The organism is Enterococcus sp. 125944, assembly GCF_051909435.1.
GTDB classification, from domain to species: Bacteria; Bacillota; Bacilli; order Lactobacillales; family Enterococcaceae; genus Enterococcus_D; species Enterococcus_D gallinarum.
The window spans coordinates 200,651-214,887 of sequence record NZ_JBQASY010000003.1; the positions used below are offsets into that span (position 1 = coordinate 200,651).

Sequence of the window (14,237 nt, forward strand, 5' to 3'; positions counted from 1 at the left end):
TTAAATGGACCCTAATAGTAGGAAAGAAATAACGAAGCCTAAGATCGCGTACATTTCCACCATGACTGAGAACATAACTCCTTTGAAAAAGTGTTCCGGTTTTTTAGCTAAGATTTGAATCCCTGATGCGGCCACTCTTCCTTGTGCGATCCCAGAGAACAATCCGGTAAAAGCTACCGGCAATGAAGCCATCAAATAGGCCATTCCGGTCACCGTCGACATCTCTGCTGCCAAACTGCCGTAGATCATAAAGGCAATCACAAAACCATACAAACCTTGGGTTCCTGGCAGTAACTGTAGAATCAGTGCCTGCCCAAATTTCTCAGGTTGATTCGTTGTCAACGCCGCAGCTGCTTCCCCTGTCATTCCAACACCCTTTGCTGAACCAATTCCAGAAAAAATCGTTGCGATTCCCATTCCTATAATCGCAAATACCATTCCACCGTTGTTATTAATCAAGTAATCAATCATCTTTCTTTCCTCCGTTTTCTTTTTCAAAATCGACATATTTTTCACTCGGCTTAAAGGTATCGAACGCCCGGCCGCCACCTGTAAAGAATTTGCCAAAAAATTCTACATATTGTAAACGCGCTGCATGCACGTAAGCACTTAGTAATGACAAAAAGATATTTAGCGCCTGTAAGATCACTAACAGGATGATCCCAACAGAAAATCGTGCTACCGGCGGCATATAGCCCACTAATAAATTAAAGGCAGCGGCGATACTGCCGCCAGAGATCCCTAACGCCATCAAACGACTATAGCTGACAAAATCGCCAATATAGCTTGTTACCCCATAGAGATCATAGATCCCCATGAAAAAACCGCCAACTTTGGACTTTCCTTTAATGATCGGCACAATCACGATCAGCAGCCCGCTAAGTCCTGCTATAATCAATCCTAATGTGACGAGTGCTGGGGCGGTAAAGAGCCAATTTCCGGCAGCAGCAACCAAAAGTCCCGCCAGCAAGCCTTGCCAAGAAAAGCCTTGATTGACAGCTGCTAAAAAATCTTTCTTGCGAATATTTTCCTTCGCGGCCAAATAAAGACCTGTAAACAATTGGATTCCTCCAAAAATCATGGATAATCCAAAAATAGCCATAAAGTCTTTCGCTGGCGATAACAAATGAAATGGCAAAGTCGCTCCGAAAAACGAGCCATAGATCAATCCCCAAATCATCGTAGGAACGGATAATGTTTGAAACAGCTTCATAAACCGTTTCGTCCCTTTAGGTAAACGGAAAAAGTGCAGGCCGATAGTGGTCACCAGTGCCATCAATCCGCCATAGCCCAAATCAGCAACCATCATCCCAAAGAAGACATAATAAAAAGGTGTCATCCAAGGCGTTGGGTCGATCTCATCATATTTAGGCAAACTATACATTTCCGTCAACATTTCAAATGGTCTGATAAACGAAGCGTTTTGCAATTTGACTGGAACTTGATTCGCAGTCAATTCTTCTAAGGTAGGTTCATTGAATGAGCAATAGACTTCGCCGTTAAAAGAATCTGCCAGCTCTTTTTCAAGAGTCTGTTGATCTTGTTGCGCGACCCAGCCTCTCAAAACAGTATGATGTTTGCCAGTGACCAATCGTTTTCGTACCATTTTTCGTTGTTCTTTTGTCAAAAAATATTCTTCTGCTTGCTGCAAACAAGCAATCTTAGTTTTATACGTGCCAATCTGATTTGCCAGCTGTTTTCGCTGATCCGCTAGTTCTCGCAGTTTTGCCTGGGCCTCGTGCAACAGCACTTTTGGTTTTTTCAGACTGTCCGTATTTTCTTTTTTTACACTATATCGCTGAAAAACATTCTCAACTTCTGCAGAAAGCTTCTTCGGGTAAAGACAACTGAAATTTGTCTTTTTTGTATCCGAATAAATCATTTCCAGGTAAACAGCATCAAGTTGTTTGAGGGTCGCTGATATGGCTTCCCAATGAGAACTTTCAACACTGCCACAAAAGAAAGTGGCAAATGCCAACTCTTTTTCTTCGAGAGAAACATCCAGGTTTTGCCATTCCATTCCCCAGGTTTCTGATTGAGAAGCGGCTTGCATCGCTTCATGATTTTTTTGCCATTGCAACTGCAACTCTTCAATTTGTTCGACAAGCGTCAAGACAGTTTGCTCTTGAAAGGAGTCTTCAAATGCAGGCAGTTGTAAAGATTGGCGTTGCCACTCTCGTATTTTGCCGCTTCCGCCTTGTCGCCGAATGAACAAGATTGCTTCTTGGATCCTGCGAAGCGTCTCTGCGTAGCTAGTCGCTGTCTCTTGTTGATAATCAGCAAAAAATTCTTTGAGCCATGGTTGATTTTCTGCATTTTCAAAGACATCTTCAATCTCAACCATCTGTAAGCTTTGCAGTTTTTTCAATAACCGCTCTTGATGGGTTTCGGGGGCGATCAAGGTCAGCTTACTTAGTTTCGTGACTGCCATAAGTTTGGATCACTCCTTCAACGATCTGATCGACCACTTGTTCTTGACAGCGACGAACATTTTCTTGGAGATCTGCAATAAACTGTTGTTTCTCTACTTCGATCTGTTCCGTCGTTTTTTGCAACGTTTGTTGTAATTGTTGTTCAAGTGCGGACTGTTCACGCAGACATGCTGCTCTCAATTCAAGTACACGCTGTTGTAGTTCCTCCTGCTTCTCTTCTTCGTAATCAGACAGCGCTCGTTGCAATTGCTGCATCTGCTGTTGATTATAGGCTTCTGCCTCTTGCAGGCGTTTCAGTGCCTCTTCCATCAAAATATCCCTCCTATTGTCAAAGTAAACAAGACAATTGAAAAATAGACACAAAAAAGGCATACCTCGTAAAGAAGTATGCCTTCAAAAAAAAGATCGGCACGCCTTCAAGAATGTTCTCCTCACCCCTTGGAGAACGTGATCCTTGAAGCATCGAAATGCTCAACCTTTGTCTGTCTTCTATTCAATTCACTAAACAGTATAGCAAAAAAAGACGGACGATTCAAGTCAGTAAAGATTTCACTGAACCAATAATGACTTTAGCCTCTCTCACATTTATCCTTCTAATTTAAAAGCAGAGTAGTTCCGTTTTTGCCAGAATTATGTTACATCTATAGGGAAAGGATTGATTTTCTTTATGATTAGAACATTAGTTATTGCCAGTCATCCGTCCTATGACGACTCTTTATCTCAACGTTTTTTTAGCGAAAGTGCCAAGATGCCTAATGTCAGTGTTCATATGCTTGACAAAGTTGAGGGGGATTTTGATTTAGAGATTGAGTTAGAACGATTGCAAACGATCGATCGTCTGATTTTCCAGTTCCCCCTTTATTGGTACCAAGTTCCTGCAAAAATGAAATGTTGGATCGATACGGTTTGGGAGGCAGCCAAACCCTACTTATTAAATAAAGAAATCGGCTTTGCGCTTTCTACAGGCGTTGCAGCCAAAGAATTTCAACTAGGTAGAAAAGAAGGAGCCAGTTTTTCTGAAATTTTGCGACCTCTAACCTTAATGGCACAAAAATACCAAATGACCATCTTACCGGTTCTCGTTCTCGATCAGTTGATGTATAAAACAGAAAAAGAGAAACGGCGATTTGTGATCGACTATCAGCAGCTGCTGACAATGGAAGCCCCCTTTTCATTTGCTGCCAAACAACAGTGGTTTATTCAAAGACTAGAAGCACTGACAGCTGAAAATCCAAAACTCGCTCCTCTTCTCGATCAACTTATCCAAAATCAGGAAACCTTACTTGAATTAGATGAAGCTCTTGCTGAAATGGAGGCTTACGAATGAATGAGGCATGGATCCACTCCTTGATTGAAGAACAAACCGCGGAGACACTCAATTATCATGAGAAAGCCTTCTTGCAAGAATTAGAAGTGCTTTTGACACAACAACAAACACGAATTCAACTGAAGCAAGGCGAGTTGGACAGTAAATTATGGAATCCCCAAGACTGGTAAGACCATTTTTGACAACATGAAACGCCCAACAATTGATTGCTAAGCCCAGTAAACGACGTGGCTGAATGAAACAGAAACTTGAAAAAACTAAGTGTTCTGCTAGCACGTCTCTGATTCCTATTTCAACTAACATCTACTAAATGGTGAAATCCCCCTAAGAGGTCGCTAGTCAGCTAACTCTTAGGGGGATTTCTATCTCAGGTGGGTGTATTGTTTGGAGTCAGTTCTTTTTTGTTGCTTCAATATACGCTTGTTGTAGTTTAGCAGTCACAGCTCCTAGCTGTCCAGTTCCCACCGGATGACCATCGATACCAACAATTGGCACGATTTCCCAGACAGAATTGGTAATAAAACACTCATCAAATTCTGCTAATCGATCAATCGCAACGGCTTCTTCCTTAACTGGTAGCTTCAATTCCTGACACAAGCTTAAAACTTTCATTTTTGTGATCCCAGGTAAAACCAGATTGCCATCCGGATGCGTATACACCGTTCCTTTGGAAACAAACCATAAATTTGAAGCGGAGGCTTCCGTAAAAAAGCCCTCTCGATGCAGTAGTGCTTCATCATAACCATTGGACCGAGCCTCCTCTAAAGAGAGCAGATTCCCCAAAAGGCTTAATGATTTGATGTCACAATGAAGCCAACGCTGGTCAGGGATTAATGTGGCTTGAAGACCATTACGCTGCATGTCCACTGGACGATGGAATGGAATAACATTTGCAGTAAGGACACTTTTTATCGTCCCTTGAGGAGGAAAAACATGATTTCGCGGACTTAAAACCCCTCTTGTCACTTGCAAATACACTTCTCCGTCAGTGATTCCCTCAATGTCGATCAATGAACGTAATCTGTCTTTGAGAATGGTGGTTTCATAAGGCAATGTCATTTTTATTTTAGCGGCACTGTTCTCTAGTCGCTGCAAGTGCTCTTCGGCCATGAACATTTTTCCTTGATAAATGCGAATAACTTCGTAGATTCCGTCTCCATACTGGTAGCCGCGGTCTTCGATATCGATTTGAACCTCTTGTCGATCAACGATCTCTTCATTCCATAAGACTTTCATGATAGCCTTCCCTCACTTTGCGATTTTATCAAAATTTTTTTTGGTAGATATAGGATAGGTCTTTACTATACCATTTTTCACCAATTTTTTTAAAGCCATTTTTTTCGTAAAAGCGCTGGTTTCTAAGGGAATATGCTGGTGTTTCTAGTATCCAGTAATCGACGGGAAATCGTTTTTCAAATAATTGCCAAGCAAGAGTCCCAACCCCTTTACCAATAAAATCAGGGTCGAGACAAAAGAAGCAAATCTGGTGTTTACTAGGATTTGCCACAATCAAACCAATAATGCCATTTTCTTGCAGCAGGTAAAGACTGAGATCTGGATCTTGCTTCACTCGTTTCAATAATTCTCCATTATGATAGCCAGATGGACCGTCTCGTTTGTCTGCCCCCAAATGGCAGGCGGTATCTGCATCAAAAGAGGTCCGTATTATTTTTGCTAGTACAAAATCTTCTTTGTCCCCTGCATATTCAACGATTTTCATTTTCTTTTCCTTTTTGCTTTACATGTTTTTGCTGTTGATAATAGCGGGTCAAAGTTCCTGCCATGGCCATCACGATCGAATAGACCGGCAGCGCAACGATCATTCCTACAAATCCTAATAAATTCCCGGCGATCAATAATAAGAAGACGGCAATGATAGGATGGATATGCAGCACTTTATTCATGACGATTGGTGAAACAACATACGACTCGCCAAATTGAATGATCGTAATGCCAATAACTAACAAGACTGCTGTTTTCATATCTTGACTCAGAGCAAACAAGAATGCTGGTGCCGCGCCGATAAAAGGACCAAAATACGGAATGATATCTAGAACACCACAGATTAAGCCTAGTAACAAGGCATTTTGCAAGCCTAAAAATGTAAAGATTAGATAGCTGAAGACGCCAACATACAAACAGACAAGTAGCTTTCCGCTAATATATGCTGAAGCAGCTTGATGAAAATCTTGACACAACTGCAGAATAAGAGAGCGAAATTTTTTTGGTGCTTTCGAGACCAAAAGATCAGGAACCTTATGTCCATCTTTAAACATATAAACCAATAGCAACGGAATCGTGAACAAAACAATCGCTGAATGAGAGACGATTGCTACCAAACTTGTCAGACTATTCGTAGCCCCAGTGATAAACTGAGCAGCGAGATTACTGATTTGGTTGATATCCAATGAATCTAACAGTGGACCAAATAATTCCTCAAAAGAAGAATGATCGATATTGTCAATGATTCTGTTGATGATGTAAGGAATCTGATTGATAAAACGTGCCATTTCGTTAATCAGTGCCGGACCGATCACCTGAATGATTAAATAAGCAGCAAAGAGGATCAGAAGCAATGTGACATAAAGAGCGAGATGTTGATTGCTGCTCCTTTTTTTGATCAAATTGAAAAAAGGCAAAAAGATATAAAAAATAAATACAGAAATCAAAACGGGTAAAAAGACACTAGCAAAAATGGCTTCTAGCGGGCGGAAGACAAACAGAATATTTGAATAGATCCATATGCCTAGTCCCACCAAACAAATAAACACAAGTACTGCAAATAATTTCGACTTTTTTAATAGCTCCAAAGAAAAACCTCCTGTTTTTTTGTTAAACAATCATTACTAGTTTAGCATATTCACTATGTCTTAACCGATTTTTTTGTCACAAAAACAAAATTTCAATAAAATTATTTCATTAATGTTATTAAATTTGACGTTTTCTATGTTCCCGCTAGAAAAATGAAACAAGAGGTTTGCTAGAGACAAGTCCTTGCTACGATCAAAAAAAAGTGGCATCAGTCTGATAAACCTTCGATCACAACAGTCAAGATCAGCCATTATAAGACGACATCCAGAGGACGGCTTCTTTAGTGATCGAGTGTGTCTTCGTGGTTAAGACTTATGCCACTAGTTTTTCCTACTTCTTTTCTTACTTATTTACCTACTTACTTCCCTGTTTACTTTCCTACTTCTTTTCCTATTATTTGTTAGGAAGATAGACCTTCACTAACTTTGTTAGCGGCATATAAAAAGGCGACCGCATGACTTTTCTCCACTGTTTGGAACCCGCAAGCTTCGTAGAAAGCCCGCGTTTTTTTCGTATCGTCAGTTAATAAAATTTTTTGACGAATTTTCGGGTAGTCTCCTACTATTTTTTTTAGTAACGTTTGCCCGATTCCCTGCCGCTGGAATTCTTTCAATACGAGTAAATCTTGGATATACAAAATCGTTTGCTGATCCGTTATTCCTCGCACCAAACCAACTAAGCGCTCTTGCTGCCAAGCAGTGATCACGTGGGATTGCTGAAGTGCTGCCCACAAGACTTCTGGTTCGCGAATATACAAGGACCAGCCAGCATCTTGATACAACGAAAGGACTTGTTGTGGGTCCTCTGGAAGGTGTTTGCTATAGTGAATCGTTGATGAATTGTTTTCTTTCTGTTGAATTGCTGTTCCTTGGCCGTTCTCTGAGACAGCTAGCCATTGGTTATACGTGAGGCTAGTAAAGTGTTCTTTTCTTTGTTCATTTAACAGAGGAACCTCGACTGTTTGAGTTAACTGATAGACAAAACCGCATTTCTGTTGGACGCGCCAAGATTGTTCATTACCATCATAATAGCCTGCCCAAACCGTTAGCTTCGGTTCCCTGGCAAACTGATCAGCAAGGATCGCAGTCAACGCCTCCACTGTATAGCCTTGTCCCCAGTAAGCTTTCCCGATCCAGTAGCCTACTTCAACTGCAGGCGGGAGCATAAATTCTTTGCTGATTGGCATAATACCAATACTACCAATCGGCGTGCCATCTTTCAGACAAATAGCATAAGTCGTTTCATTCGTGTTAAAAACATCCGTAATAATTGTTTCGCTTTCTGCCACAGATTGATGCGGCGACCAGCCGGCTCTTGGGCCGATAGCAGGATCTTTTGCCAACTCAAACAACTCTTTGGCATCAGAATTCTGCCAATGTCTTAAAATTAAACGCGTTGTTTCTATCATCTCTTTCCCCTCTTTCGGACCTTTGCTGTGAGCATCCTATATATTTATTGCATTTCTAGCGCTATTTCTACCATTATTGGAAACACTTGCGTATTGTTGCAAAATAGCTTAATTTTTACTGAAAGTTATCTTCGCTAGCTTATTTCCTGCGATCAATTACGTTTGCGCGCCGTCGCCTTTCGCAAATGCTTGCCTTTCCTGTGCTTGTTTTCTTAATTTCTTTTGCGCTTTCTTCGATCCACGGTCGATATCTCGGTTAAATTTCCGTTCTGCAAATGAATGGAACAGACTCTCCAGGTCATACCCTGCTGGATATAATTCTTCTCTAGACATCAGAAGCTTGACTCTTCTAGTGGGAACGATAACCAATGATTCATCCAGCAAAATCTGTGCTTGATTGCTTTCTAAATAAGCATAAAACAAGCCCGTTTGATTTGTCTCTGTGTAAGAGATGCGATCGCCTTTTTTTAAAGTAGCCACGGATACTTGCTGTCGTTCTTTCTGGATGCCTTTAAATACTGCTTTTTCCGTTGGATACTGTTTCGTTTCTAAGTATCGTTGTGCTTTAGCAACGATTTCTTTAGAGACTGACATCTTTTCTGCGATCCAAAAGGCATTACTGGTACCCACAGCATCAGAAAGCAGCCGATATTTAGGTGTCAATGTTTCTGGATCAAAAGCCATTGCAGCCGTATGGAAATCTTGATGATCAATAGCAAACTGTTTGATTTCCCCATAGTGGGTAGTAGCGATCAAAAGCGCACCTGAATGATAGATGGCTTCCATGATCGCAATCGCTAAAGCAGCTCCTTCATTTGGCTCTGTTCCGCTGCCGATCTCATCCAGCAATACGATGCTTTGCCGTGAAGCATGCTTGACGATTTGGGCAATGTTGTTCATATGTCCCGAAAAGGTACTTAATGCGTTCGCTAAACTTTGTTGATCCCCAATATCCATCCACAGATTTTTCAAAAATGGAACCTGACTTCCCCCAGCATGTGAAGGAAAGAGACCATAGTGCGCCATCACACAAACCAGTGCCACAGTTTTTAACACCACTGTCTTCCCACCGGCATTGGGACCTGTGATCACCAGACAGCGAGCATCGTAACCAAGTTGTAATGACAGAGGAACTGCTGCTGCTCCTAACAATGGGTGTCGAACTTCCTGTAAGTCGATTACTTCTGCTTCATTGATTTCTAGCGGAACACCATGAATTTCACGACAGTATTTTGCTCGAGCAAAGATGATGTCCAATTCAACCAATACATCCAGACAGGTAAAAATCTCTGTTAAGTTTTCTGCAAGCAGTCCAGTCAATCCAGCTAAAATTTGATACTCCTCGGCAGTCTCCTCTGCTTTGGCCATTATCAAGCGATCGTTCAAGCGAATCGCTGCTTCTGGTTCAATGAAAACTGTTGCCCGTTTATTGGAGCGTTCAATAATCTGCCCTTTGATCTGATGTTGAAATTCGGAGCGCACAGGTAGTGTGTAGCGATCATTTTTTTGAATGATTCGTGCATCTTGTAATAGTCGTGGATCTTGCAAAAACTTTGAAAAGACTTTTTTCAATTCTGCTTCATGCTTGGCTATTTGTCCCCGGACTTTCCTAAGTTCACGACTTGCATCGGTGTCAATCCGGCCATTTCGGATTTTGTCAAAAATTGTTTGTGCGGTGTCTGAAAAGTCCGTTAATCCTTGCGCATAGCCAGTAAGCCGCGGTGTCTGCCACTGGTTTTTTTCAAACATCTGACGGATCAATCGAAAAGACCGTAAAAAGTCTCCATAATCGATCAATTCTCTCGGCTCTAAAATCAAGCCTTTTTCAATTTTTGTCGTATGATGCAGAATATCAGACAGGCCCATGAATGGCACTTGTTGCCCAGAGCCTAAGAGGGCCATTGCTTCTTGTGTTTCCGCTAGTCTTTTTCTAGCGGAATGAATAGAAGAGGCCGGTTGTTGTTCGGCAAATCGTTGCTTGCCATAATCACTAAGGATTCGTTGACTAACAGTTGTTTTAATTGTGTCAAATTCAGTTTCTTGTGGGATATTCATATGAGGTCCTTTCTTGTGCCCGTGAAACGTCTCTCCTCCACGTTCAAAAAAAGTGTACAAAAAAGGTGACAGTTCCCCATCACCTGTTTTTATCAATAACGATTTTGATCGGTATCTGCAGGCACAACAAATAAACTTAGTATTGTTTATTTGTTTAAATTTGCTGGTTAGATACCTAAGACACTCATCAAGAGACCTCTTTCTTTTTTTGAACGATTTTCTTTATTTTAGTATATCTATGATCGAATTGTCAACATCATCTATTCTGCCGATTCATTATGTGTTTGCATATCCAATTCAGAATGTAATCGCTGGATCGCTAGCTGTCGTTCCTCATCAGAGATTGCTTGGTAAGAAATCCCTGCTTCTCCTTGCAAGCCATCTCCCGTAAAGCCTGTCCCCTGTATTTGATAGAGATCAACTGTTGTTAGGGCAGTCTGGTAACTCGTTATTAATCGTGAGATCTGCTGAAAAGTGAGATCCGTTTGGCCGTTTTCTCCAACGATCGAAATGAGCTCTTGGTACTGGAACAAACTTGACAGAGACAGCAATTCTTTAGCGAGGAGCTCAGTCACTTGTCGTTGTCGTCTCTGCCGGCCATAATCCCCTTCTGGATCATCTTTACGCATCCGAGTATACTGAAGTGCTGCCCAACCATCTAGTTGAAGCTCCCCCTCTGGGTAATGAATTTTCTCAGCCGTAAACTCAAAATCGTTGTAAACTGTGATTCCGCCAATCGCATCTACAAGATCTGCCATGCCATCCATATTGATCGAGAAATAATGATGAATTGGGATCTGTAAAAATTGTTCGATCGTAGCGATCATCATTTCGGCGCCCCCAAATGAGTGGGCATGATTGATTTTATCTTTGAAACCTTTATCAACAATCTCTACATAAGCATCACGAGGAATACTTGTAATGGATGTCCGCTTATTTTTTGGATTCAATGTCACGATCATGATCGTGTTCGCACGATAGTCTGTTTTTCGCTTTGAATCATTTGCGATACCCAAAAGGAGCAGACTTAGGGGTTCTACCTCTTCAATTACTGTTGCTTCTCGCCCTTTAATCGGTGCGTGCATGGTTTGAACCGTTTGTTCTGCACGAAGAACGATGCGCAGCGCATAGACTGTTCCAACGGTCACAAGCAGTGTTAAACTAACCAAAAGCGTCAGCCACACTTTCTTTCCATTCGTCATGGTCTTCTCCTTTGCTTGAATTTATCGGATAAATTGTTACTTTTACTCGTAAGAATCCTTTCAGTCCATTCATAAGTCATCAATGTGATCCCACTTGCTAAACAGATACTTGCGAGGGTATCGCTTGGGTAATGAACGCCTAAATAAAAGCGGGAAAATATTACTAAAAGAATGAAAGAGCCGCCGAGGATAGCCAACAGACCTTTTTTCTTAAACAAAAATCGAGTGAAAAGCAAACAGGTAGTCACCAGTGTAACAGCTAGCAGGGTATGGCCACTGGGAAAGCTGTATGAATCGCGAACCATCCCAGCTTCTAGGACTGGGCGTGGCCGCTGAATCAGCCATTTCATCACTTGACCGATACCACTCATCACAATCAGATTTCCTATTCCCCAGATTGCCCAAACTCGTTGCTGCTTTTTCCATAAATAGATGCCCAAAAGCAGAAATAAACCAGTTATTGGTAGGATTGTAGCAGTCGAAGCGATGCCCAACATGATTTGGTCTCCTAAAGCAGTGCGCATCTGAGGCAAATTACAAAAGAGTCGGTCCATCCTTTGAAACCAGTGTGGCTGATGCAAGACTAGGATCGTCAATAAAAAAAACAATGCAATAAAGCTAAGACTGACCGTCATCCGACGAGTTCGATTGAACATTTTAGTAAACTCCTTTAATTTATTGGGAAAGCTTTTTCCGGGGCATACGCCTTCTCCAGCCCAAAAATAATGCCTAAAGAGAGACCAATTGCAATCAGCGAGGTCCCACCTTGACTCAGAAATGGTAGTGGAATACCCGTCAAAGGCAGTAATCCAATCGCCGCCCCGATATTTTCAAAAATTTGAAAAACCAAACCAAAAACAAACGTGATCGATAGATAGACCGAGGCTTTATTATTTGTCCGCAATGCTGCAAAAATGATCTGATAAATCAAATAAAAATAGAGAAAAATTACTAATGAACTGCCTAAAAATCCAAATGATTCTCCGATGACTGTAAAGATCATATCGGATTCACGCACAGGAACGTAGACAGGAATGTGCGTGTCACTTGCCCCGAGGAGACCACCTGAACCAATTGCCCACATACTTTGTACTTGTTGGTAAGCAATCGAGTCTTGATAAGCAAAAGGATCTGCCCAAGCTTTGACTCGATCCAATTGATAGGGTTTAAAATGCAATCGAAACAACATCGTATTCCCCCAATCAGTAAAGACTAATAGCAATAACAGTCCGCCAACCACAGCCAATACCGTAAAAATTGCTGTCAACAGTTTCCAATGGACACCGGAAATAACAAATAGTGCGCCGAGCATTACGATGAAAACCAAACTAGTACCAAAGTCCCGTTGCATATACATCAATAGAAAAGTCGGCAAACTATAAAGCACTATTTTTAGAATGTAGAAACAGTCAGATTTGATTGTTCGCTGAATCTGTCTTTTTTCATATAAGAGTGTGAGATACACCATAAACAATACAAAAGCCAATTTCATAATCTCAGAAGGCTGCAATGTGAAACTGCCGATTCGGATCCAACGTTTTGTATGGGTCAACTCAAACATGACGGGATCATAAAACCAGTACAATAATGTCATCAATCCTAGAGAAAGAACATAAAAGATGCCAGAGAACCGCAATAAAAAAGTCGTCGAAAGTAAACTGCCCGCAAACAATGCGATTGCGGCAATGATGCAAAAAAAGAGTTGCCGCACAACAACCGGTCCCGGATCAATGCCATCCAGCACACTGGCACCATATTGAACCGCAATACTCAATAAAAAAAGTAAGAAAACCGGTAGAATCAGTGCATAATTCACTTCATGTCGTTTGAAGTACTTCATTTGCTTCCCTCCCTCTTTCCAATTTGAGGCAAATACCAAAAGCAAACGAAAGAATAAAGTAACTGGAGCCACCATAACTAATAAATGGTAAAGGAACCCCTGTCATAGGCATTAACCCTAAGATACTTGCGATGTTGATACTTGTTTGCAATAACAACAATGTGGCAGTTCCTAATAGAATCAAGCCTATTTGTGAATCAATAGCTGTTGCCGAACGAATAAACAGGCGCAACACAATTAGAAATAATAATCCAATTACAAAAATCCCTACCAAAAGGCCAAGCTCCTCTACCAATACCGAAAAAATGAAGTCTGTCTCCGCAACGGGTAAGAACCCTTTTTTCGTGATGCTATTGCCTAAACCCAACCCGCTTAATCCGCCATTGAATAATGCATAATAGGAATGAATCATTTGGAAACCTTGACCATATGGGTCAGAAAATGGATCTCCAACAAGTTGGATCCGGTTGTATACATGCATGAAGAATTGTGGTAACCAGCCGTGTTGTCCTAAAAAGAGGACCGCACCTCCTAAAAGAAATAAACTGGAAATCAGTGCAGTAAATAGCAGGAATGTGACTTTGACTGGCACTTGAACAGTCGTGATCATAACAAAAGCCAAAAATAGTAAAATCATTACTCCTGCAACTTTAGGCTGCATTAGAACCAGCCCACAACATAGAAATAAGAGAAAGAGCGGCTTTTTTAATTCATTGAAAGATCGTTTGACCTTAAAATAGTTTGCCAAATAAAGAATCATACCGACATTTGTTATTTCTGAAGGTTGAAACTGAATGCCAAAAATCGAAATCCAGCGCTGAGCACCGTTAACTGATACCCCGAAAAATGGCAGGTAGGCCAACAGTAACATGACAATGCCAAAGGCCAATAGTCCCACCGCTAACTTTTTGCTTAACAAAATTTCGACGCGGGTTTTTTGAATCAAAAGAATCATTCCCCAACTCAACAGCAGAAAAATCAGCTGTCGCTGGAACAACGCGGCCGGTGCACCCCCAGCAGTCATCAACCGGTAAGAACTTGCACTATAAATCATTAAAAGACCGATGATACTCAACAGCAAATAAGCTGTGATAAGTAACCAATCGATCTTTCTCTTTTTACTCATATCGTCCACTCCTTCCCTTGGAGCAGGTGATTTCAG

The 14,237-nt window shown here is 41.3% G+C and carries 14 protein-coding genes, 1 pseudogene and 1 other annotated feature; of the genes and pseudogenes, 2 read left to right on the top strand and 13 right to left on the bottom strand.

Translation table 11 applies throughout. The annotated features are described in order from the left end of the window. Genes ACTFWY_RS04720 through ACTFWY_RS04730 form a run of 3 tightly spaced genes read right to left on the bottom strand, consistent with a single transcriptional unit; the run spans nucleotide 1 to nucleotide 2,741 of the window. Nucleotides 1–471 (bottom strand): V-type ATP synthase subunit K, encoded by a 471-nt coding sequence (locus tag ACTFWY_RS04720; protein WP_003126713.1) that lies wholly within the window; start codon nucleotides 469–471, stop codon nucleotides 1–3. Beyond that, nucleotides 464–2,431 carry a V-type ATP synthase subunit I gene (locus ACTFWY_RS04725; RefSeq protein WP_060814346.1) on the bottom strand — a complete coding sequence of 656 codons (1,968 nt, stop codon included), beginning with the start codon at nucleotides 2,429–2,431 and terminating at the stop codon, nucleotides 464–466. Before ACTFWY_RS04725 ends, ACTFWY_RS04720 begins: the two co-directional genes overlap by 8 nt. Continuing rightward, a complete protein-coding gene (locus ACTFWY_RS04730) occupies nucleotides 2,409–2,741 on the bottom strand; it encodes a hypothetical protein (protein ID WP_439926626.1) in 333 nt (110 codons plus the stop codon). Before ACTFWY_RS04730 ends, ACTFWY_RS04725 begins: the two co-directional genes overlap by 23 nt. Before the next feature lie 116 nt (nucleotides 2,742–2,857). Beyond that, nucleotides 2,858–2,909 (bottom strand) — a sequence feature (sodium ion sensor (DUF1646 type); this cis-regulatory element may regulate processes involved in with the transportation of sodium ions). A gap of 190 nt (nucleotides 2,910–3,099) precedes the next feature. Between ACTFWY_RS04730 and ACTFWY_RS04735 the strand changes: the two genes are divergently transcribed. Beyond that, complete coding sequence (locus ACTFWY_RS04735) at nucleotides 3,100–3,759, top strand: NAD(P)H-dependent oxidoreductase (RefSeq protein ID WP_311811115.1); 660 nt, start codon at nucleotides 3,100–3,102, stop codon at nucleotides 3,757–3,759. After that, the gene (locus ACTFWY_RS04740) at nucleotides 3,756–3,929 is read left to right on the top strand and encodes a hypothetical protein (protein WP_003126717.1); all 174 of its coding nucleotides are present in this window, start codon (nucleotides 3,756–3,758) and stop codon (nucleotides 3,927–3,929) included. The genes ACTFWY_RS04735 and ACTFWY_RS04740 overlap by 4 nt, the downstream gene beginning before the upstream one ends. Nucleotides 3,930–4,149: 220 nt before the next feature. Here ACTFWY_RS04740 and dat read toward each other — a convergent pair whose 3' ends face one another. The 10 genes and pseudogenes from dat to ACTFWY_RS04790 all read right to left on the bottom strand — a co-directional run bounded on the left by dat (nucleotide 4,150) and on the right by ACTFWY_RS04790 (nucleotide 14,201). Continuing rightward, complete coding sequence (dat, locus tag ACTFWY_RS04745; RefSeq protein WP_003126719.1) at nucleotides 4,150–4,995, bottom strand: D-amino-acid transaminase; 846 nt, start codon at nucleotides 4,993–4,995, stop codon at nucleotides 4,150–4,152. Nucleotides 4,996–5,023: 28 nt separating this feature from the next. Further along, entirely contained in the window at nucleotides 5,024–5,479 is a 456-nt protein-coding gene (locus ACTFWY_RS04750; protein ID WP_060814349.1) for a GNAT family N-acetyltransferase, read from the bottom strand. Continuing rightward, nucleotides 5,466–6,569, bottom strand: a complete 1,104-nt coding sequence (locus ACTFWY_RS04755) for an AI-2E family transporter (RefSeq protein WP_311811116.1) — start codon at nucleotides 6,567–6,569, stop codon at nucleotides 5,466–5,468. Before ACTFWY_RS04755 ends, ACTFWY_RS04750 begins: the two co-directional genes overlap by 14 nt. A 401-nt stretch (nucleotides 6,570–6,970) precedes the next feature. Then, nucleotides 6,971–7,399, bottom strand: a complete 429-nt coding sequence (locus ACTFWY_RS04760; protein ID WP_060814369.1) for a GNAT family N-acetyltransferase — start codon at nucleotides 7,397–7,399, stop codon at nucleotides 6,971–6,973. Between the two features lie 159 nt (nucleotides 7,400–7,558). Further along, nucleotides 7,559–7,978, bottom strand: a pseudogene (locus ACTFWY_RS04765) (GNAT family N-acetyltransferase); the annotation flags it as partial. A gap of 156 nt (nucleotides 7,979–8,134) precedes the next feature. Then, on the bottom strand, nucleotides 8,135–10,033 hold the full coding sequence (locus ACTFWY_RS04770; RefSeq protein WP_311811117.1) for an endonuclease MutS2: 1,899 nt from the start codon (nucleotides 10,031–10,033) through the stop codon (nucleotides 8,135–8,137). Between the two features lie 260 nt (nucleotides 10,034–10,293). After that, entirely contained in the window at nucleotides 10,294–11,235 is a 942-nt protein-coding gene (locus ACTFWY_RS04775; RefSeq protein ID WP_311811118.1) for an LCP family glycopolymer transferase, read from the bottom strand. Beyond that, nucleotides 11,232–11,891 carry a phosphatase PAP2 family protein gene (locus ACTFWY_RS04780; RefSeq protein WP_311811119.1) on the bottom strand — a complete coding sequence of 220 codons (660 nt, stop codon included), beginning with the start codon at nucleotides 11,889–11,891 and terminating at the stop codon, nucleotides 11,232–11,234. Before ACTFWY_RS04780 ends, ACTFWY_RS04775 begins: the two co-directional genes overlap by 4 nt. A gap of 14 nt (nucleotides 11,892–11,905) precedes the next feature. Beyond that, entirely contained in the window at nucleotides 11,906–13,075 is a 1,170-nt protein-coding gene (locus ACTFWY_RS04785) for an FtsW/RodA/SpoVE family cell cycle protein (RefSeq protein WP_311811120.1), read from the bottom strand. Continuing rightward, on the bottom strand, nucleotides 13,053–14,201 hold the full coding sequence (locus ACTFWY_RS04790) for an FtsW/RodA/SpoVE family cell cycle protein (RefSeq protein WP_103301095.1): 1,149 nt from the start codon (nucleotides 14,199–14,201) through the stop codon (nucleotides 13,053–13,055). The genes ACTFWY_RS04785 and ACTFWY_RS04790 overlap by 23 nt, the downstream gene beginning before the upstream one ends. Nucleotides 14,202–14,237 lie beyond the last annotated feature (36 nt).